The 25,584-nt window shown below is 41.3% G+C and carries 21 protein-coding genes; 12 read left to right on the plus strand and 9 right to left on the minus strand.

Translation table 11 applies throughout. The annotated features are described in order from the left end of the window. Nucleotides 1–22: 22 nt before the first annotated feature. The 3 genes from IQ244_RS12780 to IQ244_RS12790 all read right to left on the minus strand — a co-directional run bounded on the left by IQ244_RS12780 (nt 23) and on the right by IQ244_RS12790 (nt 4,764). Complete coding sequence (locus IQ244_RS12780; protein WP_193894509.1) at nt 23–1,357, minus strand: hypothetical protein; 1,335 nt, start codon at nt 1,355–1,357, stop codon at nt 23–25. A gap of 456 nt (nt 1,358–1,813) precedes the next feature. Next, on the minus strand, nt 1,814–2,548 hold the full coding sequence (locus IQ244_RS12785; RefSeq protein WP_228058893.1) for a hypothetical protein: 735 nt from the start codon (nt 2,546–2,548) through the stop codon (nt 1,814–1,816). 128 nt (nt 2,549–2,676) lie between these two features. Further along, a complete protein-coding gene (locus IQ244_RS12790; protein ID WP_193894513.1) occupies nt 2,677–4,764 on the minus strand; it encodes an S-layer homology domain-containing protein in 2,088 nt (695 codons plus the stop codon). Nucleotides 4,765–5,064: 300 nt separating this feature from the next. Here IQ244_RS12790 and IQ244_RS12795 point away from each other — a divergent pair, with 300 nt between their 5' ends. From IQ244_RS12795 to IQ244_RS12820, 6 genes are all read left to right on the plus strand, one after another. Next, nucleotides 5,065–5,415 (plus strand): type I restriction-modification system subunit M N-terminal domain-containing protein, encoded by a 351-nt coding sequence (locus tag IQ244_RS12795; protein ID WP_228058894.1) that lies wholly within the window; start codon nt 5,065–5,067, stop codon nt 5,413–5,415. A gap of 62 nt (nt 5,416–5,477) precedes the next feature. Next, nucleotides 5,478–6,722, plus strand: a complete 1,245-nt coding sequence (locus IQ244_RS12800; RefSeq protein ID WP_228058895.1) for a type I restriction enzyme subunit R domain-containing protein — start codon at nt 5,478–5,480, stop codon at nt 6,720–6,722. 312 nt (nt 6,723–7,034) lie between these two features. Further along, nucleotides 7,035–7,682, plus strand: coding sequence for a histidine phosphatase family protein (locus tag IQ244_RS12805; protein ID WP_193894515.1), 648 nt, complete (start codon nt 7,035–7,037; stop codon nt 7,680–7,682). Between the two features lie 134 nt (nt 7,683–7,816). Continuing rightward, nucleotides 7,817–8,842, plus strand: a complete 1,026-nt coding sequence (locus tag IQ244_RS12810) for a glucokinase (RefSeq protein WP_193894517.1) — start codon at nt 7,817–7,819, stop codon at nt 8,840–8,842. A gap of 43 nt (nt 8,843–8,885) precedes the next feature. Beyond that, nucleotides 8,886–9,485, plus strand: coding sequence for a hypothetical protein (locus IQ244_RS12815; protein ID WP_193894607.1), 600 nt, complete (start codon nt 8,886–8,888; stop codon nt 9,483–9,485). Between the two features lie 151 nt (nt 9,486–9,636). Beyond that, on the plus strand, nt 9,637–10,005 hold the full coding sequence (locus IQ244_RS12820) for a DUF6464 family protein (protein WP_193894519.1): 369 nt from the start codon (nt 9,637–9,639) through the stop codon (nt 10,003–10,005). A 7-nt stretch (nt 10,006–10,012) separates the two neighbouring features. Here the strand turns inward: IQ244_RS12820 and fmt are convergent, their stop codons facing one another. Continuing rightward, the gene (gene fmt, locus IQ244_RS12825) at nt 10,013–11,008 is read right to left on the minus strand and encodes a methionyl-tRNA formyltransferase (RefSeq protein WP_193894521.1); all 996 of its coding nucleotides are present in this window, start codon (nt 11,006–11,008) and stop codon (nt 10,013–10,015) included. An 865-nt stretch (nt 11,009–11,873) separates the two neighbouring features. Here fmt and IQ244_RS12830 point away from each other — a divergent pair. Then, on the plus strand, nt 11,874–13,214 hold the full coding sequence (locus IQ244_RS12830; protein WP_193894523.1) for a hypothetical protein: 1,341 nt from the start codon (nt 11,874–11,876) through the stop codon (nt 13,212–13,214). Nucleotides 13,215–13,336: 122 nt separating this feature from the next. On the opposite strand, the gene IQ244_RS12835 is transcribed toward IQ244_RS12830, so the two are convergent. Continuing rightward, on the minus strand, nt 13,337–13,633 hold the full coding sequence (locus IQ244_RS12835) for a hypothetical protein (protein ID WP_193894525.1): 297 nt from the start codon (nt 13,631–13,633) through the stop codon (nt 13,337–13,339). A gap of 119 nt (nt 13,634–13,752) precedes the next feature. Next, a complete protein-coding gene (locus tag IQ244_RS12840; RefSeq protein WP_193894527.1) occupies nt 13,753–15,480 on the minus strand; it encodes a S8 family peptidase in 1,728 nt (575 codons plus the stop codon). A 656-nt stretch (nt 15,481–16,136) separates the two neighbouring features. Here IQ244_RS12840 and IQ244_RS12845 point away from each other — a divergent pair. After that, complete coding sequence (locus tag IQ244_RS12845) at nt 16,137–16,661, plus strand: hypothetical protein (protein WP_193894529.1); 525 nt, start codon at nt 16,137–16,139, stop codon at nt 16,659–16,661. A 60-nt stretch (nt 16,662–16,721) separates the two neighbouring features. Then, nucleotides 16,722–17,279 (plus strand): DUF3124 domain-containing protein, encoded by a 558-nt coding sequence (locus IQ244_RS12850; protein WP_193894531.1) that lies wholly within the window; start codon nt 16,722–16,724, stop codon nt 17,277–17,279. A gap of 226 nt (nt 17,280–17,505) precedes the next feature. Here the strand turns inward: IQ244_RS12850 and IQ244_RS12855 are convergent, their stop codons facing one another. Further along, entirely contained in the window at nt 17,506–18,183 is a 678-nt protein-coding gene (locus IQ244_RS12855; protein ID WP_193894533.1) for a Mo-dependent nitrogenase C-terminal domain-containing protein, read from the minus strand. A 197-nt stretch (nt 18,184–18,380) separates the two neighbouring features. On the opposite strand from IQ244_RS12855, the gene IQ244_RS12860 reads away from it, so the two are divergent. Beyond that, a complete protein-coding gene (locus IQ244_RS12860; RefSeq protein ID WP_193894535.1) occupies nt 18,381–19,481 on the plus strand; it encodes a glutamate--cysteine ligase in 1,101 nt (366 codons plus the stop codon). A gap of 167 nt (nt 19,482–19,648) precedes the next feature. Here the strand turns inward: IQ244_RS12860 and IQ244_RS12865 are convergent, their stop codons facing one another. Further along, nucleotides 19,649–20,479, minus strand: coding sequence for a D-alanyl-D-alanine carboxypeptidase family protein (locus tag IQ244_RS12865; protein ID WP_193894609.1), 831 nt, complete (start codon nt 20,477–20,479; stop codon nt 19,649–19,651). 261 nt (nt 20,480–20,740) lie between these two features. Here IQ244_RS12865 and mnmG point away from each other — a divergent pair, with 261 nt between their 5' ends. Together mnmG and IQ244_RS12875 are read left to right on the plus strand one after the other, a co-directional pair. After that, the gene (mnmG, locus tag IQ244_RS12870) at nt 20,741–22,663 is read left to right on the plus strand and encodes a tRNA uridine-5-carboxymethylaminomethyl(34) synthesis enzyme MnmG (RefSeq protein WP_193894537.1); all 1,923 of its coding nucleotides are present in this window, start codon (nt 20,741–20,743) and stop codon (nt 22,661–22,663) included. A gap of 225 nt (nt 22,664–22,888) precedes the next feature. Continuing rightward, nucleotides 22,889–24,226: a hypothetical protein gene (locus IQ244_RS12875; protein WP_322746063.1), complete on the plus strand. Its 1,338-nt coding sequence runs from the start codon at nt 22,889–22,891 to the stop codon at nt 24,224–24,226. 314 nt (nt 24,227–24,540) lie between these two features. Here the strand turns inward: IQ244_RS12875 and IQ244_RS12880 are convergent, their stop codons facing one another. Then, the gene (locus IQ244_RS12880; protein WP_228058896.1) at nt 24,541–25,227 is read right to left on the minus strand and encodes a hypothetical protein; all 687 of its coding nucleotides are present in this window, start codon (nt 25,225–25,227) and stop codon (nt 24,541–24,543) included. Between the last annotated feature and the right edge of the window lie 357 nt (nt 25,228–25,584).

The raw sequence follows: 25,584 nt of genomic DNA on the forward strand, positions 1-25,584 counted from the left end.
GCTGATTGGATATTTTGAAGATTTATACGGTCACGAAATAGCTGGCACTCAGGCTGAGGCTGGTTGAGCCTTGAATTATAGCCACTAGTTCTAGACTACTTTCATTGAAGAATAGGGCTGTACCTGTAGCTAAACCAGTGGGTACAGATCCCAAGCTATAGCTAGATCTGGCGCCAGATAATTGGATTGTGTCTTCTAAGGCATTGAAATCAGTAATTAGGGCGTAGTCGCCTAGACCAGAAGTGCTGGTATTACCATCGCTGTAGAAAACTCCTGTGGTAGTACCAACGACAAAGCGATCGCCTCCAACATTGCCAGTTAAGCGGTCAATTTCGCCAAAACCCCTACCTACTGAAGCATCAGCGCCTGTTAGCACGTCGCTACCATCATCACCAAACAAGCGATCGCTCCCAGTCCCACCAAAGACAGAATCATTACCTCGTCCACCATTGAGGCGATCGCTCCCACTATCTCCATACAGGAAATCATTGCCATCACCACCTGTAATCCGGTCATTGCCGGCATTACCTCGGATGGTATCACTGGCTGCACTACCAGACAAAACATCATTACCAGTAGTACCTAAAAGATTGAGGGCAACAATTACCTGATTATTTTTAGTGCTGTTATAGTTCTCACCCAGAAACCCACCATTGAGGATTGTATTTAAGTTCAAGAGAGTGCCGTTAGACTGAGTAAAGCTATTGCCTTGAAGTAATTGTGTATACAAAGTGTGGGCATAGCTATGATTGCCCACAAAACTAATTTGTCCTGGTTGGAAAAGGTCATTCCAGTTGATATAGAGGTCTAAAGTGGCTAACCGCGCATCATAACCGAGGGTTTCACTGGTATGTATAGCTGTCACGCGAGTCGCATCTGTGGGATCTAAGCGATCGCCTGTTGCGGCGCTTTCAAATTCTGGCCCGGCTGGATCTAGCCCGACTATTTGTCCTAGAGAACGCCCTGTAGAAGCACGATAAGCAGAGCCAGCAAACCCCGCTACGTGCGCCCCTAAACTGTGACCGATGAGATTAATATCAGTTGCATCTACGCCACTATTTCTTAAGTAGGTAGCTAATTGATTACCTACATCTCGCGTGTTGGCAGCAGCAGTTGGATAATACAAGGAACTAGCGCCTGCTTCCCAATCTACCAAAATGATGTTTGCATTCGACTCGCGTTGTCGAATGGTTTGGGCAATGTTTACTACCCAATCTGCGGGTGTATAGTTATTACCAGCATTACCAGCAGTGCTTTGATAGCCATGAATAATCGTGTATGTGGGTGCATCGGCATTAATCCGCCCTGAACGGTTAATCGCACCGTTACCCCAAATATTAAAACTGACTTGAACCATAAGAAAAATGTTTGTTTTTTGGGCATAAATTTTTTCACAGCAAAAAATCACTTATTTTTATTGCGGAGATATCTGCAATAAAATAAATGTCAGATCACAAATTATTTAGTGCTACTGAATTTATTGATAAAAAGGATTTTACTTATGATGAAAATCTTTGTAGAGACGTGATGGCGCAACGTCTCTACACGGATTCATATCTCAATTCAGCAATATTCAGAAATTTAAATAATTGAAAAACTGATTTTGCTATAGCCAAACTAAACTGATTACTTAATTTTTTAGTAAAAATCAGTATAAGTTTAATTTAAAAATAAATAAAATTTTATTTATGGTTACAGATGCGATCGCCTGTTGAATATTCAAAATCACACAAAAAACTTATACCCACAATTTTATCTATGCAGGTTCACAAGCACAGGAGAGACACAAATTGAAAATCTCCTAGTGTGAGATTTACCAACTTTGTTCAAGTTGTCTGTGAGGAGAAACGTTTTGGGGCTTTTCGTGAGAAATCGCTTTGAGTTTGGAGGTGAATGACTCGGAGCGATCGCTAGTTTCGGGAGTAAAGCGCCCAATTGGAGGATGATTGACTGTAGATGCCAGTAACTTTGGCTGTTTGTCAGGGTTTGGTGATGAAAGATTGCTGGGTAGCATCGGTTGTGAATTCAGCCTGGGTTTAACATCAGCTGGCGGAAGACTCAATGTCGAAGATGCCAAAATGTTTTTGACGCGTTGACTATCTACTCTCCTCGATAGTGTCTCTGTGCGTTTGTGGCTTTGCTGATATTCAGCATTCACCGTAGATGATGAATTTGTTGCTGCCAAATTGGCAACATTCGCTACATTTTCTGAGCTAACATCTTCCTGAGCAGGTGGTAAGGCTGGTGTAGTCAGTGCCGTTAATATTTCCGGGAATTTACTACAAACTAGCCGTTCAAATTCCATATTGAAATGATATATCGGCTGCTCTCGCCGTTGCCAAAATGCGAGGATTTGCTGTACGGAAATGGCTTTATAGCGACCTTGATACAAGGCTTCTATGACTGCTAGGTGCAGCCAATCGAGAGGATATTTATTTTGCCAACGGTTAACAAGCTCAGTGGCATTATAGCCAGTGAGATCGAAACTGTAATGAATTAGTAGAGCAGCTGCCAATTCGGCAGAAGTTTCTGGCGTTTTAGTGAACATGGGACTATTGGCTTGAGGCAACAGGTATAAATTTTCGACCCATCGCCTATAGCCTAGCGTGTTTTTAGCTATAGGGTTGATAACCAAGAGTTTCCAAGTTTATAAGCAGTGTTTTTCATTTTACTTGTTCAACTGTTGGCTGTCGAAACAATATAGGGCGAATTAATATTTGGTGTGCGATTAATTGCTACTAAAGCTTGATAAACCATTGCTGCGACTTCCGCCCTTGTGGCTTCTCGCGTTGGGGCGAGTAAATTGGGCTTTGGATAGTTGACAACGATTTTTTGTTGTGTAGCAGTTGCCACTGCTTTTTGGGCATAGTCAGGAATAGTATTACTGTCAGTATAGGGCAGTGATATATTGCTTTGGGCTGCGGGTAAGCCGAGTCCATTGACTAGAGAAACAATCACCTGTAGTCTTTGCACATTTTGATCAGGGCGAAAGGTGCGATCGCTAAATCCACTCACAAAACCACCACTGGCGGCAATTTGTAAAGCTTTGTATGCCCAAAAATTCTGGGGAACATCAATAAATTCAATGGCTGGGCGTTTGGGTGCGGGGTTAAAAGCCGCCGCCACTAAAGCTGCATATTGGGCGCGAGTCATAGGTTTATCTGGCTGGTAGCTACCATCAGCAAAACCGTGGGTTAAATTCAGGCTGGCTAAGGTGCGGATAAATGGTTCAGCCCAGTGTCGGTTTAAGTCGGCGAAGGTGGGAACTTCGGCATCGGGACTGACTATATAAGGTGAAGCGATCGCTTTTTCTTTGCTGTTGGCGACTAATGCTTGATATAGTAGGGCGGCAATTTCACCGCGTGTAATCTCCCGCAGTGGTTCTAACAAGTCAGATTGGGGATAGTTGACGATGATTAGTTTTTGCGTGGCCACGGCGACTGCATTAGTAGCATAACTGGGAATTTGGGCGCGATCGCGGTATACACTCAACACATTTGGGGTGCCGCCGCTAAATTTTAAACCATTCACAATAGATACAATCGCCTGTACCCTGGTGAGGTTGTTGCCTGGGCGAAATGTCCCATCAGGAAAACCGCTGATAAATCCGGCTTCGGCTGCACTAGAAATAGCCGCTGCTGCCCAAAAATCAGCTTTGACATCTTTAAATTGGTTAGATTTGCTGCTGCTGGGCAATTGAAAAGTTTTCGCCAGCACCGCCGCATATTGGGCGCGGGTAATAGGTGCATTTGGGGCAAAAGTGCCATCAGGAAAGCCACTAATTGCGCCGCGACTGACTAACGCTTGCACAAACAAAGCCGCCCAATGTCCCACTAAATCAGGAAAACTGCTACTCCCGGTAACAATTCTCGGACTATCTTCTGTCGCAGCGATGAAATTTACCTGCCCTTTGACTAAAGTCGGATTTAACTGATTACCAGCAGAAATTAAAGGTTGTGCGCCAGCATTTTGTAAATCAAACTCGCCATTATCTTTAAAGATATTACTGCCAGCATCTTGACTGCTACCTAAATCTGGCACAGCATTAGCATTGACTAACAACCCACCTTGGGCATTTTTGATGATTAAATTTTGCCGCAATACCGGACGAGCATCACGAGAAAGCGCGATCGCTGTTCGGTTCTCTGATAATTTGTTATTGGCAATTAATGGGGCGGCTGAGTCAGTTATTGCTATCCCTAGAGGATTCTTTTGAAAAGTGTTGCGTAACACTTCCCCTTTACTATTGCGCGCCATAAACAAACCACTGGCAGCATTTTGGACAAACACATTATCTAAAATGGCTGGTTTGGCATTACCTGTGGTAAATATTCCTTCCCGTCCACAATTAAGCAAAGTATTGTTAGCCATGTAGGGAATTGATGATTCTATCCACACCCCAGTACCTTTGGGGATAGGATTAGTCACACTCACACCCATCAAACTGGCATCACCGAGCAACAACAACGTGATATTCTGCACACTAAAACTGGGGCTTTGATATTCACCACCTCCAGAAATGACAATTCCTGCACCTTTATTAATTTCGTTCCCAATCACTGTTACCCCCGCAGTCAACACCAAGGGAAACTGTTCACCATTGGCGGCACTATAAGTGCCAGGTGCCAGCTGAATAATTATCGGTGTTGTCGTTCTTAAGGCACGGGTGAGGGTTTTAAACGGACTCAACCGTGAACCATCATTAGTATCTTTGCCCGTTACAGGGTTGACATAGAGTGTGGCCACGAGGGTGGAGTTTACCATTGGTTGTCGAGATGCAAGTATTTAAATGTCACGGCATGAATAATAACTTATCCCAGGAGGCAGAATAATTTTAGATTTTAGATTTTGGATTGGTTAATGACAAATCTCCAATTTAAATTCATAAATCCAAAATTGAATCGGCTGTAGGGTGGAACGTCCCTACTATTGTTCTTAACATTCATCCGGGCTAAATTTTTTAACTTATGGGGCTACAACCATAGTTTGTCCTAAGAAAGGGGTAAACTGAATATTCTTTCCAGAGAGTGCTAAATAAATTTAAATTTATTACTAAAAATCCCTATGGTTGCCAGTATAGAAAATTCTCATAATCAAGAGTTAGTCGGTTTTATTTGGAGCATCGCTGACAAACTCTGTGGCCCTTACCGTCCACCCCAGTACCGCCGGGTGATGTTACCTCTGATTGTACTGCGGCGTTTGGATGCTGTCTTGGAACCGACTAAGCAAGCGGTACTGGAAGCGAAGGGGAAATACGAGGCGATGGGTTTAACGGGGGATGCTTTTGAGAAAGCGATCGCTATTACGAACTTGTCCACACCTCAAAAGATGACCCTAATTTACCACGTCGTCAAGCAGCCAAGGCGATCGCTCGATTTGTCGAACTTCATCCCTACAACATCGCCCAAAAAGTAGAAATCATCATCGAACATTTCCGCAACCATACCCGCCACAAAATTGGGGGGAGAGCAAAAGCAATGGTTGTTACCAGTTCCCGCGAACACGCCGTTAAATATAAACGCGCCTTTGATAGATACATTAAAGAAAAAGGCTATAGCGATATTAAATCTCTCGTCGCTTTTTCCGGTTCTATTACCCTAGATGAATTACCCGGAGAAACATTTACCGAAGTCAACATGAATGGCGGAATTAAAACTTCCGAAATTCCTGATAAATTTGCTAGTGATGCTTATCAAGTCTTGCTAGTTGCTAACAAATTTCAAACCGGATTTGATCAACCATTACTCCACACGATGTTTGTTGATAAACGACTCGATGGCGTGCAAGCCGTCCAAACTCTATCCTGCCTCAACCGTACCACCACAGGGAAAGATGACACTTTCGTTTTAGATTTTGTCAACAAACCAGAAGACATCTACCAAGCCTTTAAACCCTACTACGAAGAAACCCCGGTGGGCGAAACCGCCGATCCGCAAAAATTAAATGATTTATCTTACCAACTTTATCAATGGCAACTTTTTAGCCAAAACGATGTAAACCAATGGTGTGAAATTTGGTTCCGCCCGAAAACTTCTCTTACGGGAATCGAACACAAAAAATTAAATACATTATTAGACCAAATTATAGAAAATTATCAAGCTTTACTAGACGCAGAAAAAGAACTATTTAAAAGTCAACTTACCAGCTTCCGTAATCTCTATTTATTCCTTGCCCAAATTATCCCTTACCAAGATTCAGAATTAGAAAAACTTTATGCTTACGGGCGTTTTCTCCTGAAGAAATTACCCCGCAGTACCCAAGCCCCCAAAATAGATTTATCTGGAGATATCGAACTAAAATTTTATCGCCTGGAAAAAATCAGCGAAGGGAAAATTGATTTAACCCCAGGAAAAGCCGAACCATTACAAGGTGCTACATCTGTCGGAACTCGTCAGCCAGATCAAGAAGTCCCTCTATCCCAGCTAATTGACACCCTGAACGAACGCTTCGCTACTAACTTCACTGTAGCAGACCAACTCTTTTTCGAGCAAATCACCGAAACTGCGATTGCTAATGACTCAATCAAACAAGCGGCGCAAGTAAATACCAAAGAAAACTTCGCCCCAGTGCTAGAAAAGCATCTGGAAAATTTCTTTATTGAACGCATGAATGGTAACGAGAAAATCTTTATGCAGGTGATGAATAGTGAAGAATTTAAAGCAGTTGTATTTGAGAAATTACTATCCAGTATTTATGAGAGTATTAACGGTGAACATTCATAATTAGTGGTCGCGATCGCAGTTAATAAATCTTCTGTCTCTTCTGATAACTCTAGAGCATAGATTCAGTCACCAAAAACCCCCCAGCCCTTAGCTCAACTCCCCTCTCCGCGTCGGAGAGGGGTTGGGGGAGAGGTTCAGGATGACTGAATTGATGTTTTCATACCGCCAGCAGCCCCACCTTGTCTTCAAGAGCAACGCCGGAAGTATGTCACATTGTAAACATATTTGTCATAATATTGGGTTTGCACCGTTTTTTAGCACTCCTATTTTTCTGTAGGCGTGAACTTTATTTGCATTTGCCGTAAAAAACCCATGAGTCAAATAGTCTGGATCGCAAGACACGCCAACCGCCTCGACTTTGTAAATCCTGATTGGTTCCTCACCGCTGAACGACGCTACGATCCACCTTTATCTGATGATGGTTTCGTACAGGCAAAACAATTAGCCCAACGCTTAAAAACAGAAAAAATTACCCATATTTTTGCTTCTCCTTTTTTGCGAACGGTGCAAACAGCTAATGCCGTTGCCGAAGCCTTGGATTTATCGATTAAATTAGAAACAGGCTTGAGTGAATGGCTGAATCCTGAATGGATGACAGAAGAACCAGAAAGACTGTCTGTTTTAGCCTTAAAAGAACTATTTCCCCGGATTGATCTTAGCTACACACCGCGCATTGCTGCTAAATACCCAGAAACTCACGAACAAGTACGCGCACGTTCAGGACAAACTGCCAGATGTCTAGCAACAGAATTCTTTCCAGCGCAGATTTTATTGGTAGCGCATGGTGCTTCTGTTCTTGGGGCAGCAATGGGATTAGTCGGTGAAGTTGCCAAAACGGAAGTTAAAGCTTCTTTATGTTCTTTAGTCAAGGTTGTGCTAGAAGGCCCAGAATGGTTGCTAGAACTAAAAGGGGATACTTCTCATCTAACTCAAATAGAAGAAGTGATCCGATTTGCGTAAATTCCTCAACAAGACACAAGACTAGACTTAAAAGCCAAGAAAAGATTAAGTATTAATCCAGTCTCACCCAACTTTCTTCCTCAAGCTCGAATTGACTCTACAACAACAGCAACTAAATTACTAAGTATTGATTTATGACTTTGTTACTAGCAGGAGATATCGGCGGCACAAAAACCATTCTGCGATTGGTTGAAACCTCAGATTTACAAGAGTTACAGACTATTTATGAGGATAGTTATCGTAGTGGGGATTTTCCTGATTTAGTGCCGATGGTACAACAGTTTTTGCTGAAAGCGAATACAGCAACTCCCCAAAAAGCTTGTTTTGCGATCGCCGGGCCAGTAGTTAACAACACTGCTAAACTCACTAACCTAGCTTGGTTTTTAGATACCGAACGTCTGCAACAAGAATTGGGTATTGCGGCAATTTCTCTAATTAATGACTTTGCCGCTGTGGGTTATGGTATTTTCGGTTTAAGTGCAGAAGATTTACTGACTTTACAACTAGGGAAACAAAAACTAGAAGCACCCATCGCGGTGATTGGTGCAGGTACTGGCTTAGGACAAGGCTTGTTAATGAAGCAGGGAGATCATTATAAAGTATTTCCTTCCGAAGGTGGTCACGCCGACTTTGCCCCCCGCAACGAGTTAGAATTTCAACTGATGAAATACTTGTTGGATAAACATGATATCCAACGTGTTTCTGTAGAACGCGTTGTGTCTGGTTTGGGTATTGTGGCGATTTACCAATTTTTACGCGATCGCAAACATGCAACTGAATCCCCAGAAATCGCCCAAGCTGTGAGAACGTGGGAACAAGAAGCCGGACAGCCAGAAAAAAGCGTTGATCCTGGTGCAGTGATTGGTAAAGCCGCAGTTCAAAAAAGCGATCGCCTCTCGGAACAAACTCTACAACTATTTGTTGATGCTTACGGTGCAGAAGCTGGAAATCTGGCGTTGAAACTTTTACCTTACGGTGGCTTGTACATCGCAGGTGGAATTGCCCCGAAAATTCTGCCTTTAATTCAAAACGGCAGTTTCTTATTAAACTTCACGCAAAAAGGCCGAATGCGTTCGCTTTTAGAAGAAGTACCAGTATATATTATTCTCAACCCCCAAGTAGGATTAATAGGTGCAGCTTTGTGTGCAGCTAGGTTATAACACTAACATCATCAGTGATATCTGCATCAGTCAAGCTAAAACTATGACATTCAAAAAATTCTTACCATTCATGGCTGCTACACTCGTTTGTGGTAGCTGTTTTATTGTGGAAGCACGTCAACCCCAGCCATCAGCGGCGAAAAAGCCAGAAACTACGACGCAACCAGTCCAACCCAAATGGAAGTTATTTCGTGCGCCTGATGGACGTTTTACAGTGTTAATGCCGGGAACACCTAATAAAGAAACCCAAACCCAAAAAACTTACATGGGGGAAATTGACTTAGAAATCTTCGTGGCGGAACCACCAAAGCAGCAAGTTGCTTATGTAGTGGTGTACAACGATTTTCCCCACAGTTACGGTAAGTTGACGAATCCGCAAACCATATTGGAACAAGCACAGTCTCTAGTTTTAAAAACTACGAAAAGTAATCTAATTCGTCAGCGAAATATTCGCAGTTCCAATGGTCATCCCGGCAAAGAAATTGAGTTTGTGAATGCCGGAGGTAAAATTACCAGAAGTCGGATGTATGTTGCGGAAGGTAGACTTTATCAAGTTATGGCAATCACCACGAAAAAGCAACAGCCAACTCTCAGCAAAACTATTACAGGTTATTTGAATTCCTTTCAAGTCGTTTTGAGATAGCTAGATCATCTTCGCCTTGGGCTTCTAGTCTGAGGCGATCGCTTGACTCTATCCACAGTAAAGCAAATCGTTAATTATAATCGAAGTCAGATAAGCAAGAGTAGGCTCCTGCGATACTATTTTTATAATGTAAACCACATCACATAAACTTATGGAGCCAGACTCTCTACCAACCGAGGTGATACTGACGCACCCGCGTCAGTCCCTCGGTAAAGTGCAACTTGACTGGACACCCCAACCAGGAAACTATCTTGATTTTGACGGTAAAACCTACGCTGTTCTAGAGCGTCGCCATCGATATCAATTTAAATCAGGGCGTTATCGACTTTATAATATAGCTCTCTACGTGCAATCGGCTCAAAGACCCGCAGAAAAAACTCTGGTCGATGGACGCTGGGTGGTTGGTGATGCAACTTGTGTATATAACGCTAATTCGGAAATTGTGCGCTGTGCAGTCAATCCCCACGGCCCTTGCCAGGATTGTCGCTACTATGAAAGTATGAAGTCGGAAATTTTGTAATTCATAATTATTTCAAAACTTCGCCTATTGTTAAACGCGTCCCATTAACAAAATCCCATCCCGACTGGGGACGTTTACCAGCTAACTGGACTTCCCGTAATAATAATAAACCTGCACCAGTTTGGGCGATCGCTCCTATTCCCTTGGCAATGCTGACTATTTCGCCTGGGCTACCAGATATATTGGATAAATCAGGCAATTTTTGACATATTTTTGCTAAATCTGGTGGTATTTCTTCCGCGTAAGCAGAACCAAGGGGAAGGGTGGCTGTAATTTTGAGAGTCTGGTTGCGAAAAGTGGTCAAACAGTTAGGATAAAACCCGCGAATTTGATTGTGTAATTGTATAGCACTCTTTGACCAATCTAACTCGTAATCTTGCTTTTGAATCAAAGGTGCGTAAGTAGCTTCTGCGTTATTTTGCGGAACTGGTTGAATTTCTTTTAGCTTCAGTTTCAGCAAAGTTTCTATTAATAAATCTCCTCCAATTGTGGCTAGTCTCTCAGCTAAATTATCAGCATTATCTAACAATCCAATGGGTGTGGTTGCTTTAAGTAGCATATCTCCTGTATCCATCCCAACATCCATTAACATTGTGGTAATTCCCGTTTCTGATTCACCATTACAGAGACACCATTGAATCGGAGCCGCACCACGATACTTCGGTAAAATTGACCCATGTACATTAATGCAACCCAACTTGGGCATATTCAAGATTTTTTTGGACAAAATCTGCCCATAAGCTACCACAACAAATACATCGGCTTCTGTTTGTTGCAGTTTGGCTAAAGTTTCCCGATCTTTTTTGATTCGCTCTGGTTGCCACACTGGCAAATTATAATTGAGAGCAAGTGTTTTTATCGGGGAGGGAGTAAGTTTGTTTCCCCGTTCTCGACGTTTATCTGGTTGCGTAACTACTGCCAAAATTTCTAATTCTGGATGATTCAGTAATTTTTCGAGGGTAGGAATAGCAAATTCAGGAGTACCAAAAAATACAACTTTCATTAATCAAGCATCAATTGTTAATAGTCAATAGGTAATAATTACTTAGCTATTTATTATTATCCTCTTTACTCCCTATTTTCTACATAAAGTTGGCGAAACTGAGTTTTATTGATAAACTAAGAATAATTTAACCCAATATGTTGATAACCTGATATCAACTTGATATTTTGTCAGTAGGCTGATTCAGCTAGAAACAAAAACGGGCTTTGCCAGGTTTACTCCAGCAAAGCTGTTTGACCGGTCTTTCCAAAATGCAGGTACAATTCTAGCTGCGCTTTTGCAATTGTTACAGTTAGATATTAATTTACTCCCAGGGGTGGATACTAACTCTGTTTTTCGAGTATCATATGTTGTGCGTCAGCTTTCCCAGCTTTTAAAGTAACGCCTCACTCACTGTCAACGTTACCGGGGTCTGCACTGTTGTAGCAGGGATACATAGGGGAGCCTCCTGCGGCTTGGCAGTTGCTAAAGTCTATCCCAACAGTTCAGCTATTTGCTCTACCTGTAGGCTGCTAGTATTTGTAGCCAACACAATGCGTCTAATACTTTTAATCAATGACCAGTTTTCTGGTGTGGTTAATTATGTATTGAAGGCGTAAAAATTAAGTTTATGCAGTAATTTTGTCGTGAATCTGCATGAATTTTGTGCTGGCAGAACTGCGTTAGATAAAGAGTAATTTATTAAGCAAAAGGTGTAGGTAATGATAATCAATTTTTGTAACACTGTGCAAGTTTAAAAAAATTATTTCTCACAACTCGTTAAAACTGTGAGTTTGTTGTTATACCTGTATTCATCACCTTTCTTCTTGCTACATAGACATCGATTGCTCCTCACACAGCACCCGCACTTCTAGAGAGTCCACACATGCTCAAACCCCTCTTGCTGTCAGGATGGTTCCGTGTGCAACCATTTCTTAATTCTGTTGTTGTAGTGATGCTGATTGCTCCTTTAATTGCCGCATCAGGTCACTCTACCTCTGCTAAACAATCCAAAGTAGTAGCTAAAATTGCTCCTGACGCTGGAGAATCTGAAGCTGTACCTCAAGAGACGGCTAATTTTGGTGAACCTGATTTAGCAGAAATGTTTCAAGATACTCCAAACAACTCCAGCACCGGAGAATCTACTTCAGTTCCACAGAATCTGGCTGTCGTTGGGGAACAGCCATTTATCCAAGCACAAAAAATCGAGTCTTTAGTAGTAGCAGATTATGCAATTAAAAATGGCTCTCATACAAGTGGGGATATAACTACTGCCGATCCCTTCGCATCTGTAGAACTGGCTCCTAATCCCAACATAACTATTAATGATCTCAAGTTAGCGACAAAACTCCAAGCTGCTGAGATTGAATCGTTAATGCGAGCAGATCATTTTGCATCAGCCAAAAATTCTCTTGTCGGATCATCAGCATTAAATCGAATTCCAGGAATTGCACCACTCCCCGAAGAGCCAGAAACAGAATTTACCAATGATGCACCTGCAATGGAAATACCTAACGAGGAGCAAGCAGAACAAGTAGATCCCATTGGTAGTCCCCATCCAATTCCCTGGAAATGGATTGTGGCGACACAGGAGGCGATTGGTGCAAAAGGTAATTCTGGAGTGCGTTATTACCGCAGTGTACCTGTGGTTTCGCCTGATGGAAAGTATGCTATTTACAGCCGGGTGCAAATGGAAATTAAACCGGAAATGTATAACAGTCGTGTTAGCAGTACGATGTTTGTTGAAGATAGACAAACTAAAAAATTGCGGGTGATGGCTTCAACGTCGCAAGTTAAAGATCCCCTATTACATACTAATGTTGCGCCTCCAGAACAGATCCAAGAAAATGGCAAAATTGGGGTATTGGTTCCTGTTAGCTGGTCAGAAAAAAGCGATCGCTTTTTAGCACGTAAGTTTGAGGGTGTATTCAATACAGGTGACGCTACAGATCATGCAGTCATCTGGGATCGACAAAAAAATCACACTAACACTGTTGCTCCAACTCGTCAGGACGAAGAGCATGAAAAGATTGCAGTGCTTCTAGGTTGGAGTAAAAATCAACCAGATCATGTACTGTTCCGCGAAGGAGAAATGGGTGAAGAGAACTGGCCTCTGGTAAAAGTTGCTACTGATGGCAAGACAGTAGATACAACAGATGCTGATCAGCCTGTTACTTTTGGTGATCAGACAGAAGTGTGGTCAGGGCCACAAGTGGCTACTCGATAATTGCTAAAGTTTATAGAAAATTTTATTAATTCCCGTTATTACTACAGCTAATAACGGGAAATTTTTTGCTTTATTCGGACATAAAACTTCTCGCATAAGCTGCTATAGCTTTAATTCACTTTTCAAATTTTAAAACTCTGCATTCTTTTTCCACCATTGAGCAAATGTAACTGTTGGGAGAGTTGTAAGGATGTTACCCAAGGTTGTTCTGATAGCTGCGAAATCGCGTTTGCTGATAATGTGGCAGTAAAAGTATCTTTATCGCTAGTAACATCACTAATATCGAGACTTTGTAAAACTGCGATCGCCTCTTCCGAAATTGGTTCAGTATGAATGAATACCGTTAAACTTGGTGTGGCTGGATCTTGAACATCATTAAGTGCGCCTGCCAGTGCTGCGCCTAGCTTCTGATAGTTCATAAGTATTTCCTTGGTAAAAGGGTAGGCAGTTTAAGACTGGCCTAACACTAAGCTATCAAATTTTGAGGTTTTGATTACCTACCCTTATACAGACGTAATACACAAATCTATACGCCTTATTACAGATTCTCAGTATTGATTAGCCCATAACCCCATTTTTGATCAAATGTTCCGGCTGGTTTGCCAGGAATTGAACTGTTTTTGCGGAATAACTCTTTGATGGCTTGGGGATCTAAATTGCGATCGCGCTGCAACAATAACGCTACTAACCCTGTAACAAAAGGAGTCGCCATACTAGTGCCAGCCATCGCTAGAAATTTAGAATTAATCGTCATCGAACGGTCAGCGTTAGCATTAGAAGACAGCGCAGACACAATCATTGCGCCAGGTGCAGCAACATCCGGTTTTTGGGCATCATTGCGTAACGGCCCTTCACTACTGAACTCAGAAATGCAATTGGGTTCTAAACCCATTTCGCGCACTTGGTTATCAATATCTGTGTACTTAACTTTGGTGGTATAGGCAGCAACAGTAATTGCACTATCAGCACATCCAGGCGCACCAATTTTAAGGGAATCTTTAACACTAGTACCCGTAAAAAACACTGAGGAAGTATCATCTAATGTCCATACATCCAGACGGGTATCGTTAGAAGATGTGTTGCGGACGCGTAGCTGCCAAATACCTCCCATCACTGGCGAGGGGCCGTTGCCGCGAATCTGCACGAAGAAATTATAGTCACCGTTGGCGGCATCTGGGCCAGGCGTGACAATTTCCACCCTTGCATCAGGGAGTTGATGATCTACTGTTGGGTTCCCGTTAGGAATAATTTTTTGGAAAGGAGTGACAAAACCGTTAGGACTGCGTAAGGAAACTTCTAATTGGCTGTCTTTGGAATACCAAGCATTCAACCAGACAATATTGACTTGATTTAACGGCACATTAAACCGCATTCCTTTCATTCGTCCACTGGTTATGGTGGCTTGACTATGAATATTATCGTTACCTTCGTTACCAGCTGCACAGCAAACAATTCTGCCAGGGCCTGTCTCTGCGTCAATAACTTTAGAGAGGGAGTCGCTACCATCATGGGCATCAGCGTGTCCACCCAAGCTGAGATTGACAACTGCTGGCCGTCCTAACTCACCAGCTACCCGAAAAACATAGCGGACAGCATCAGCAATGTGGGCATCCTGTAAGTCAGATTTGACAATGACTAATTCTGCGTCTGGTGCGACACCACCGTAGGTAGCATCAGCACCAGACGCGATACCTGCAACGTGAGTACCATGAGCATCAGTATCTTGGGAAACGGTCAATAAGGCATCTGTTAATTCTGCACCATAGGCACCTTCTTTCACTCCTGGCCCTGGTAGGGTTTGATCCCATAAGCGTAAAATCCGTCCAGCAAAAGCCGGATGTTTTGGGTCAATACCACTGTCAACTACACCGATAATCACACCCTTGCCAGTCAGTCCAGTTTTGTTCTTAAATTCTGGTAACTTCACGGCTTGGGGTGCCACATCCATTCGCAGTTTTAGTTTGCGCGATGGTTTAATCCGCTGGATTGCCGGTTCTTCAGATAAAGCATCTAAACTTTCAATGGGGAGGAAAGCTGTACGTACATGACCGACATTCTGATTCACTTCTATGCCATATTGTGCCAAGTGGCTTAAATCTGCGTCATCTTCGCAGTAGATAAAAACCAGACTTTTGGTAGGCTTAACAATACTTTTGGGTGCCATGATCCCCAGCGATCGCTTGTGTGTCATTAAAGCTGGCAGCCCTTCATTTTGATAATCTTCAACTGCCAACAGCAGCCCAGGAGAAAGTTTTTCGTGTCTCATTGTGGTTTTAACCTCTATTCTTTGGGGACAATATCAATGATTATTTTAAGTAATAGCTAGGTCATTTTTGTTGCTTTACTTCGGGGAAATTTATGCTTACTATCGTTTTAATAGATAAGCGTAAATAAGTTTATGAATGAGTCAATAACTCATAAATTTTAATGCGGAAATTTTGATTTATCACTAATTTTCATGAATTCTTTCTTTCTTCATTTGAGTTGTTGTAGCTGGTGAAATATCTTAGTGTCAATAGATTTAAGAGAAATTATTAACTGAATTCATTGGTTATGAGTATCCCAATTAACTACTTGTTCAGAAATGCTTTTTAGTAATTCAGTGTCACTACCAATGATTACGGAAAAAATTATAAATTTGCGCGTTTTCGTGAGATGTATATTGTTGTGGTGAGCAGCAAGAGTTAAAAGTATACTTGATGTAGTTACTAAATGTTGTAAATAAAAGTCAATAATTATAAAGCTATTAAATATTTAATGAATTAGTAGTAATTAATACAAGATTCTTTGTCAGTAACTTTTAAAGTTTTCATCCTATCAAGTACTTACTATTGACCTATAGATAGTCATTTTGTGGTCATATTTATTGCTAATACTAAAAACAAATCCAGCACATCCATGTGTTTGTTTTTAGGAGGTAAAATGGCTTCAGGTCAATGCCAACACGCTATTGGCATATTGCGCGATCGCCAAATTACGCTACAGGCACTCGAAGAGTTAAAAAATACTGGCTTTGCGATGGATAAGATTTCTGTCATTACTCGCCAGCCTGAACTTGATGATACCAATACAAGAGAAAGTAATATTACTCAATCGGAAGGGGCGGCGATCGGTGCATTAGCCAGTGCGAGAACAGCAGGCTTACTTACCTTAGTCGCAGGTTTTGGCATTTTGTTCATTCCTGGGTTTGTCCCAGCACTAGCTGTCGAATCTGCTTTAGCCACACTTTTAGGAAGTGGTGCTAGTGCAGCGGCGGGTGGAATGATAGGTGCGTTACGAGGTTGGTTTATTCCTGAAGAAGCGGCGCAACTTTATAATGATCAAGTATTCCAAGGCAATTATTTGGTAACGATAGAAGGCACAGCAGCAGATATTCTTCATGCTGAACCAATTCTTCAGCGTTGGGGTATTCAAGATTGGCGTGTTGTTGATGTGCCTCAGAGTTGAAAATATCAAACAAGCTGTACATCCAGTTATTGGCTTTCTCGAAGGTTATCAATAGTTTATATGAAGTTTGATCCCCGGATTTATTTAGTAATTACTGTTATTTTCCTGGCTGCTTGTCAAGCATCTGAAAATTCTCTTAAGTTACAAACAAAGCCGATTCAAAGTAGTCAGGCACACAAAATAGTGACGTTAGATAAAAATTTTCGGATAGCAACGGGTCAAACTATTTACGTTCCTATCTATTCTGAGATATATCATCATAATCGACAGGAAATTTTTAACTTAGCCGCTACACTCAGTATTCGGAATACAGATGTGGCTAATCCTCTAATTATTACTTCTGTGCGCTACTATGACTCCAACGGCAAATTAATTGAGCAATATTTAGAAAACCCGATTCAACTTGAGGCGCTGGCTTCTACAGAATTTTTTGTGAATCGCAATGATAGTCGAGGTGGTGTCGGGGCAAATTTTATTGTCGAGTGGGTGTCATCAACAGAAATATCTGAGCCGATAGTTGAAGCTGTGATGATTGGAACTGACTTTCAGCAAGGAATTTCGTTTATTAGTCCGGGAAAAGTTATCAGAAATAAAAATAATGCCAAAAACTCATTATGAAAAAATAAATTGATAATAGGACTTACGCAACTATCATAATGCGATTGCTAGTTAGCAGTAAATTAGTATTAATTTGATCTGATGTCGATGGGAAAACCAAGATAGACAATGTGAAAGACATACGGCAAAACCTTGTATATCATCAGCTTTTACCATTTGATACTGTTTTGATGGACACATGGTATGCCGTACACAGAGGCTTTATCGTGTTACAGGTAATAAAGCATCAAATATATGGTGTGACATCCTCACCGCAATCATCTGCTAAATAGGAGAGGGCGCGGAAGCGTAAACCTACAAGTTGTTCATAAAGTGGATTAATCTTACACAAAGGTGGTATGTGAACAATTTTGCGTCCAAATAAAGTAACATCTCGTTCAAAGGGACACTGAGAAGGAATCATTTTACATAAGAACCGGGCAACTCTGGGGTCTTGTACATCTAACCCATCTAACCACTCGCGTAGAGAGTTGAGTGGTAAATGAGGCGGTAGTTGAGATAGACCTGGTGCAGAAACCAGATGGTCGTGTACTTGTACCTCTAGGGTATGACGCAAGGCTTCAATGATGTCTTCTGGTTGTCCTAAAGCTTGGCAAAATTGGTGTAGAACTTGATCTTCGCTAGAAGAATATGTACCATCAGCGATCGCTACCATCACAGCTGTACGTAAAAAATTTTCGGCGGCTGGTGTACCTTTACCTAACGCGGCGGCTAAGTCCTCTGGAGTAATTACCTCTAAAGACTCCCATTTTAAGCTAGGTGCTAATTCTTCTTTAGTGAAGCTGGCAATGAATTGCTGTTCATGGTCATCAAAGTTGCCATCTGCCCAAGCAATTGTCAACAGTCCACGTAACCAAGCGGCAATTTGTTCACTACTATATGGGGATTTCACAACACTAGTCATACACTTAAGCCTCAAACTTCTCCCAGTGAATACTAGGCTACCCTTGAAGGTAGCTGATTGTGCCGTTAACTAACAGGCTTTTAAGATTTGCTATTTTCCTAACTACAAGTTATACGCGATCGCTTCCTGATGACGCTGCAAGTTAAAATACTCTTAATTGAGAATTTTTTCTAATTAAACTTATCCCCATATAAGCGATGTTTTATTTTGGCATTGAACATGAAGTGGCATTCTTAAACCAAGAAGGAAAGTTTGCCGATTTTACTCACACTAAGTTTGCTGATTTTGCTCAAATTGTAGAAAAATTGCCTACCTACCCCAGCGACTATCCTCAACTGCGAGTAGGGGATGCGGGGATTAAACAGAAAAGATGGTATATCGAAGGGTTTGAAAGATTTGCTGACTCTGATCAACCAATCGATTGTTCAGCTAAAGGTATCGAAATTAGAACAACTATACATACTACTATTCAAGGTGCCGTCAAAGAATTATCCGAAAGTTTTCATTTACTGCGAGAGGTAGCAGAGAGTTTTGGATATATACCAGTTTTAGCTAGTTTTAACCCTTATAAAACTGTTTTTTCCCCTCAACCCCCATTAAATGATTACGAAATTAAACAACTACAAGCTTATCCTGATGAACAAACGGCTAATATTTATATGGTTAGCTACGGGCCAGATTTAAATATTTCTGTAGCAGATATGTCTACTGAACGTTTAATTGATATTGGTCAAAAGTTAACTTATTACAGTCCCTATATTGTCCCTTTTACTTATAGTTCTCCTTTTTACGATGGAAGTTTATGGGAAGGACTTTCGGTGAGAACTTTTATCAGAACAGGAAAACGTTCAGCAACTCTAGTGTTTGTGGAAAAGGCAGAACAATTAATTCTTAGTGTCCCATCATTAACAAAAGTCGCCCGCATTCCCGCAGAAATCGGACGCATCGAATTTAAAGCTTTTGATAGTTGCGATGATTTTAATATTTATGGGGCGTTATTAGCATTATTAAAAGGTTTGATATTAGATGAAACTTTACAGGGTAGAGTGACTACACCCGACACAGCCTTACATGAGCTTTCTGCCAAAGAAGGCTTTGACAATGAAGATATTTTTAACAACGCCAAAAAAGTTATTCAAGCTGCTGAACTTGCCTTGAATAATGACCCTGATCTTAAGTTATTAACACCCTTAAAAGTAATGTTAGAGCAGCGCAATAGCAAATCACATAAATTAATAGAGATGTTTCAAAAGTTAGGTTCAATAGAAGAAGTACTACGAAAAACTTATCAAGATTAGACCTCTTACATGAATCAGATTGTGCCTACTAAGCAAGTGAATTTTCCGTAAACCTTTGCGTCTTTGCGCCTACCGCAAGCGGAACGCCTGGCGGCGAATGTGTGAGGTTTTAAATTCGCGTTTTATAAAATTTGTGCAAGAAGTCTATTAAAAATCCTGTTCCCTGTTTAAAGAGGTGTTAACCAATAAGTAATTCCTTTAATAACTTGATTTTTAAAACCCAACTTCGGCAAATCTTCTGCTGCTACACCAAGATAAGTCCAGTGAGGTACATCTTTGACTACAGTTTGGAACCAACCATTTTGATTTAAAATTTGTCTTTGTTGAGGATTAAATACACCTAAATCAATTGCCAATCCCCAAAGATGCTGTGATGTCCCTGGTGGTGCAACTAACCCCAAAATTGCAGTTTCTTTACCTTCTTTTACTTTTTCTAAAGTTTGGTTATTCGCATATTTATGCCAAAATCTTAAGTTCGTGGCAAAACTTCGCAGACAATCACTAGCACCATATCCAGACTTCAAAGGAATATTCAACTGTGTTCTGGCTTTGTTTAAAGCGTCTGCTGCTGATTTTTGTAAATAACATTCATTTGTTCCCACAACTTTCTCTAGTGTTAGTTGTGATTGGAATTCTTTCGTATCTTCTTCATTATCAAAAATCAATTTTGGTGGCAATTTCACATCATCGGCTGGATTGATGAATGCAGCCCCATAGGAACGTAATAAAGTATATTCAAAACTTCCAGGGGCGGGCATTACTTTTAATTTCGGCATAATTGCCGCAACAAAACGCTCTTCCTCAGTTACAGGCTGGCTAGGAATACTTGGTTCTTGAGCATTAGCACTACAGCCAGTCACTGCTGCAACTAAGCATTGATTTGTTGATGGATCATTTGCAACTATTTGATTGTGTTGGATACTATTACTAGCTACCAATGCCAAACAAATAAAAATAGCAGTTAAAATAAATCTTGCTTTTTTAATTAGACGTTTCATTAATTCTTTAAGCTTGTAAATATATTTCATTAGTATGCTCTGCATAAGTACTATAAAAGCAGTCGCATTTGAGACAAATAAGCTAAAATAAACTAAATTTGTTTCTCCGAACTTAGTTAATAATTATAATTTCTAAATTTGAGAAATTCACTACTACTATATAACTATTTCTTTTGATAGCTTTTTTATTAACAAGGCGCATCCTGGAAAGCACTCGATCAGCTAAAATATCAATGACTCTTAGCTCTCTGTTGTATAAGTATGACCATGCACAATTGTGTTGAATTCCAAGACGCTTATGATGTCATTGTCGTCGGTGCAGGTCACTCCGGTTGTGAAGCCGCCCTGGCCGCTGCCCGTCTTGGTTGTCGGACTCTGCTATTAACACTTAATTTAGATAAAATTGCTTGGCAACCTTGTAACCCAGCGGTGGGTGGCCCGGCTAAATCTCAGTTAACCCATGAAGTAGATGCCCTCGGTGGGGAAATTGGCAAAGTAGCAGACCGCACATATTTACAAAAGCGTATCCTCAACTCTTCACGGGGACCGGCTGTATGGGCATTACGCGCCCAAACAGACAAGCGCGAATATGCGGCGGTGATGAAAGCTATTGTCGAAAATCAAGAAAATTTGAGCATCCGGGAAGGGATGGTGACAGATTTAGTTTTGGGCGCTAACGATGAAGTTGTTGGCGTAGAAACTTATTTCGGTGTGACTTTTCAATGTAAAGCAGTCATTTTAACCACGGGTACTTTCTTAGGCGGCAAGATTTGGGTGGGTAACAAATCAATGGCGGCGGGACGCGCAGGAGAATTTGCGGCTGAGGGTTTGACACAAACCTTAAATCGCTTGGGGTTTGAAACAGGAAGATTGAAAACTGGGACACCCGCACGGGTAGATAAGCGATCGGTAGACTACAGTAAAATGGAAATCCAGCCTGGAGATGCGGAAATTCGCTGGTTTAGTTTTGACCCAGATGTATGGGTAGAACGGGAACAAATGCATTGTTACATGACCCGTACCACTGCCGCCACCCACCGCTTAATTCAAGAGAATTTGCACTTATCGCCTGTTTATGGTGGTTGGGTAGAGGCGAAAGGCCCTCGTTATTGTCCCAGTATTGAAGATAAGATTGTCCGCTTTGTTGATAAAGAAAGTCACCAAATATTTATTGAACCAGAAGGGCGTGATATTCCCGAACTATATATTCAAGGTTTTTCTACTGGGTTGCCAGAAAATTTGCAGGTGCAAATGCTGCGGAGTCTCCCTGGTTTGGAAAACTGTGTAATGCTGCGCCCAGCCTATGCAGTCGAGTATGATTATTTACCAGCGACCCAGTGTTATCCCACAATGATGACAAAGAAGATTGCCGGGTTATTTTGTGCTGGGCAGATTAACGGGACAACAGGATATGAAGAAGCCGCAGCCCAAGGAATTGTAGCTGGAATTAACGCGGCGAGGTTGGTTCACGGTCAGGAAATGACTGTATTTCCCCGTGAGCAAAGTTACATCGGTACATTAATGGATGATTTATGTACGAAAGACTTGCGAGAACCTTACCGGATGCTGACTAGTCGTTCCGAGTATCGCTTGCTGTTGCGTTCTGATAACGCTGACCAACGCCTAACACCCTTGGGGCGGGAAATTGGCTTGATTGACGATCGCCGTTGGGAATTATTCACCAGCAAACAAGCCCAAATTACTGCGGAAAAAGAACGGTTATACGCCAGCCGCATCAAAGAACATGATGAAATTGGCAAAGCGATCGCCACTAATACCCAACAAGCCATCAAAGGTTCTATTACTTTGGCTGACTTGCTGCGGCGACCAGGATTTCATTATGTTGACCTAGAAAGATACGGTTTAAACAATCCCAGCCTGACCATAGCGGAGAAAGAAGGCGCAGAAATCGACATCAAATACTCTGGCTATCTCGCCAGACAACAAAACCAAATTGAACAAACTGCCCGTCAAGCACACCGCCAGCTACCTGCGGATTTAGATTACGCTAAAATTGATACCCTTTCTAAAGAAGCACGGGAAAAATTAACTAAGGTAAAACCACTGACTATTGGCCAAGCCGCCCGTATAGGGGGTGTGAATCCTGCGGATATTAACGCACTGTTAATATATTTAGAATTGCGTAAAACAAAGCGCCAGAAAGACTTTCCAGCGTTAACGTAACTTAAAGTTTTAACAAGCGTGAGTATAGTAGAAGGGAGGAGATTGGTATGATCGATGACACGAATTCATAACTGGCATCACTAACCATCTCCAGACTACAGTTGAATTTAATACCACATAAAAATAAACTCGTCAAGTTTAGGCTGGCAGTTTGATATCTTTGCAAAACCCTGATTTCCAGGTGTTAAGAGCATTACTTAATCCTGGCAAACGAAACCCAAAATCATGCCTATGTTACAAGAATTCAACACCCATCTCATCGTTCCGGAGCCATCAGAAGAATTAATTACCAACGAGCCTTGGTCAATAGACATTTATGCTGATGGCTTGATGGATGATCTGTTTGCCGATATTGACGATATTTTAGATGGCAGTGGCACTTTGTCTTCCCATACTGTCAGGTATGGTGGTCGCATCCCACAGCGTTCTAGAGAAGAAACATCTGTAAACGATTGGTATTACTCAGACTACGAGCCTCTGCAAACACTGAATATACCGCAGATTGTCTTGCCAAATGCGTTGAACCACACTGTCCAAAGCGTTCCCCAAATTAGAAATCCCCACGCCAGTACAGTTGTAGTTGATACCCCGGCGATGGCTACCGGGATCAGAAGACCGAAAAAAATCAGACTTGCTTTTCGCAAACTGGTGATTTTAGGAACTGCCATTGGAATAGCGATCGCTGGTACGATTTATCTACTACGCGCTGAATTTCTCTCTTTTGTGACTGGCAAAGTTACCCAGCAGAACTTCTTGGTTTCAGGGGCGCAAATACCTACACGCGCAGATATTGAGGCAGATTTAGCTGACTATATGCTGGGTTCATTAGCCATCATCGATCAGCAAAGCCAAACAACCAATCAAACATCTTTTCGCACTGGAATCAACAACCGGATAACTTCTAACCCTAATTCGGTTGCCTATGCTGGTAGTTCACCAATTGGTAACTTACCATCTCCCCTAACATCCAACAACACAGCACCTACCCCTAACCGTTCTGCAAGTAACGTTGTCGAACGCATCTATATTCCCGTTTATCAAGCGCCGTCACCTATGCGCTACGGGCTACCAAGGCTCCCTGGAACTCCCATAGCTTTACCGCCCATAGCCAATGCTCAACAAACAACTCAGCTTAATGCTGTCAAAACTGCTTTAAATACTGTCAAGCAACCAGCTAAACCTGTCAGTGTCAATATGTTGGCTGCTGCTGTGCGTACAGACCTCAAACCCGTAGCTGTGCGTACCGCCCCGATTACTGTACGACAATCTGCAAATCCAATTCCCGCATTACCAGTTGCACCACTGCGGGCTGCATCACCTCCTGTCGCCAGTTTAGCTGCATCACCAAGCACCCAACCGATTCCAAGTCATACCTTAGAAGGTGTACTAGAATTAGGGAAGAAATCTGCGGCGTTATTTCAAGTTGATGGTGTGACACGGCGCATCAACATTGGCGAAACTATTGGTACTAGTGGCTGGACATTAGTAGAGGTCAATAACGGAGAAGCAATTATTCGTCGTAACGGTGAAGTTCGCTCAATATATACAGGACAGAAGTTGTAATAAGTTAGCGATCGCTTTGACTTCTAAAACAAAGTTGGTTGACTAAAAATATCACAATTAAATGCTGACTAAAATGCTCATAGATATTAAGAGTAGATTAAGGGTCTTTTCTGCTCTAATTTGCTTATGGCAAAAATCTCTACGCTTTACTTAGCTTTAACTAACCTAAAAGCCTGCATACGCAGGTTTTTTACTTTATGTAATCCTGCTTAGACAGCATAACACATTTTTTTGCTTATTTAGTAATATTACCGGAATATATTTTTATGTAATGCGGAGTGCAACCCTCATCATTCGGGTAATACTTCATAACTTTAAAAAATTGAACTATTATCTTTGCGGCGAATATTGCCTTTGATTCGTAAAGCAATTCCAATTACAGTCATACCAATGAAGGTTATACTTGCATTTGGTTCTGGAACTGGCTGAGAAGTTTGCAAATTAAAGTTCAATTTAGCCAACCCTTGAGAAGGCGTTCCGGGTGGATTCAGCCTGTCTTGCTGGGTAAAAGTTATCGTCCCTTTAGCATTCTTGAATAAGCCTTTACCACCAGAAATAGTTATAGTACCACCACCCCTGATAGTACCTTCCGCAAAGTTAATTTCCGCGCTGTCACTGGCTGTTCCAAATAATTCATTAGTACCGCCATAATACCTATCAGCAAGTATTGGTTCTTCATCTAAACCAAATACCCTAGGATCAGAATTAAAGGTATATCGGTTGATTGCTGGGTTTTCAATAGGGTTAAGTTTACCGTAGGTATTGCTAATAAAAAAGTTTAATTCATAAGGAACAGGTTCTACACTTTCACCCGTAATGGTTGCTCTGACAATACCTAACTCTGGTCTAAAGCTTGGATCAATGATAACTGAAGTAGTGTAATCTGCACTAAATATATAAGATTTATCTGAACTCTGTGCTTTTACAGTTTGTAAGTTCGACCCTAAACTAACTATAGTTAAAGCTACAGGCAACAGCCAGTTGATTTTTGAATTAAACATAATTGTTTCTTAAATTAGGTAAGCAACTAAAATAAAGATTCACTAATTGAGTAGTTTAAATTTCCTCAAGTAGTAAATGTAGGTTGCAGAAACTATTACAAATCATCTTAGATTTAGTGTCTCATTATTGCAATATTTATTATTTGAAATTAAATGAATTATTTTTAGATCATTCCGATAAATTAGATACTATAAAAATCTAGCGTGATTACCAAAAATACTTGTGTAGGGAGGAAACAGCAAATAAAGTAGATAAAAATGTACTGTTTTTTTCAACCATCAAACATGAGTCCTATATTGAAGACTAAGTATTTCTTTGGCTAGATGACTGGATGAGTAAAATACTGCTAAATAGCA

Source organism: Nostoc sp. LEGE 06077 (assembly GCF_015207705.1).
Lineage (GTDB): Bacteria > Cyanobacteriota > Cyanobacteriia > Cyanobacteriales > Nostocaceae > Nostoc_B.

Coding starts and splice junctions, on each gene's coding strand:
- IQ244_RS12780 (WP_193894509.1), bottom strand. CDS start 1,357: ATGGTTCAAGTCAGTTTTAATATTTGGGGTAACGGTGCGATTAACCGT.
- IQ244_RS12785 (WP_228058893.1), bottom strand. CDS start 2,548: ATGTTCACTAAAACGCCAGAAACTTCTGCCGAATTGGCAGCTGCTCTA.
- IQ244_RS12790 (WP_193894513.1), bottom strand. CDS start 4,764: ATGGTAAACTCCACCCTCGTGGCCACACTCTATGTCAACCCTGTAACG.
- IQ244_RS12795 (WP_228058894.1), top strand. CDS start 5,065: ATGGTTGCCAGTATAGAAAATTCTCATAATCAAGAGTTAGTCGGTTTT.
- IQ244_RS12800 (WP_228058895.1), top strand. CDS start 5,478: ATGGTTGTTACCAGTTCCCGCGAACACGCCGTTAAATATAAACGCGCC.
- IQ244_RS12805 (WP_193894515.1), top strand. CDS start 7,035: ATGAGTCAAATAGTCTGGATCGCAAGACACGCCAACCGCCTCGACTTT.
- IQ244_RS12810 (WP_193894517.1), top strand. CDS start 7,817: ATGACTTTGTTACTAGCAGGAGATATCGGCGGCACAAAAACCATTCTG.
- IQ244_RS12815 (WP_193894607.1), top strand. CDS start 8,886: ATGACATTCAAAAAATTCTTACCATTCATGGCTGCTACACTCGTTTGT.
- IQ244_RS12820 (WP_193894519.1), top strand. CDS start 9,637: ATGGAGCCAGACTCTCTACCAACCGAGGTGATACTGACGCACCCGCGT.
- fmt (WP_193894521.1), bottom strand. CDS start 11,008: ATGAAAGTTGTATTTTTTGGTACTCCTGAATTTGCTATTCCTACCCTC.
- IQ244_RS12830 (WP_193894523.1), top strand. CDS start 11,874: ATGCTCAAACCCCTCTTGCTGTCAGGATGGTTCCGTGTGCAACCATTT.
- IQ244_RS12835 (WP_193894525.1), bottom strand. CDS start 13,633: ATGAACTATCAGAAGCTAGGCGCAGCACTGGCAGGCGCACTTAATGAT.
- IQ244_RS12840 (WP_193894527.1), bottom strand. CDS start 15,480: ATGAGACACGAAAAACTTTCTCCTGGGCTGCTGTTGGCAGTTGAAGAT.
- IQ244_RS12845 (WP_193894529.1), top strand. CDS start 16,137: ATGGCTTCAGGTCAATGCCAACACGCTATTGGCATATTGCGCGATCGC.
- IQ244_RS12850 (WP_193894531.1), top strand. CDS start 16,722: ATGAAGTTTGATCCCCGGATTTATTTAGTAATTACTGTTATTTTCCTG.
- IQ244_RS12855 (WP_193894533.1), bottom strand. CDS start 18,183: ATGACTAGTGTTGTGAAATCCCCATATAGTAGTGAACAAATTGCCGCT.
- IQ244_RS12860 (WP_193894535.1), top strand. CDS start 18,381: ATGTTTTATTTTGGCATTGAACATGAAGTGGCATTCTTAAACCAAGAA.
- IQ244_RS12865 (WP_193894609.1), bottom strand. CDS start 20,479: ATGAAACGTCTAATTAAAAAAGCAAGATTTATTTTAACTGCTATTTTT.
- mnmG (WP_193894537.1), top strand. CDS start 20,741: ATGACCATGCACAATTGTGTTGAATTCCAAGACGCTTATGATGTCATT.
- IQ244_RS12875 (WP_322746063.1), top strand. CDS start 22,889: ATGCCTATGTTACAAGAATTCAACACCCATCTCATCGTTCCGGAGCCA.
- IQ244_RS12880 (WP_228058896.1), bottom strand. CDS start 25,227: ATGTTTAATTCAAAAATCAACTGGCTGTTGCCTGTAGCTTTAACTATA.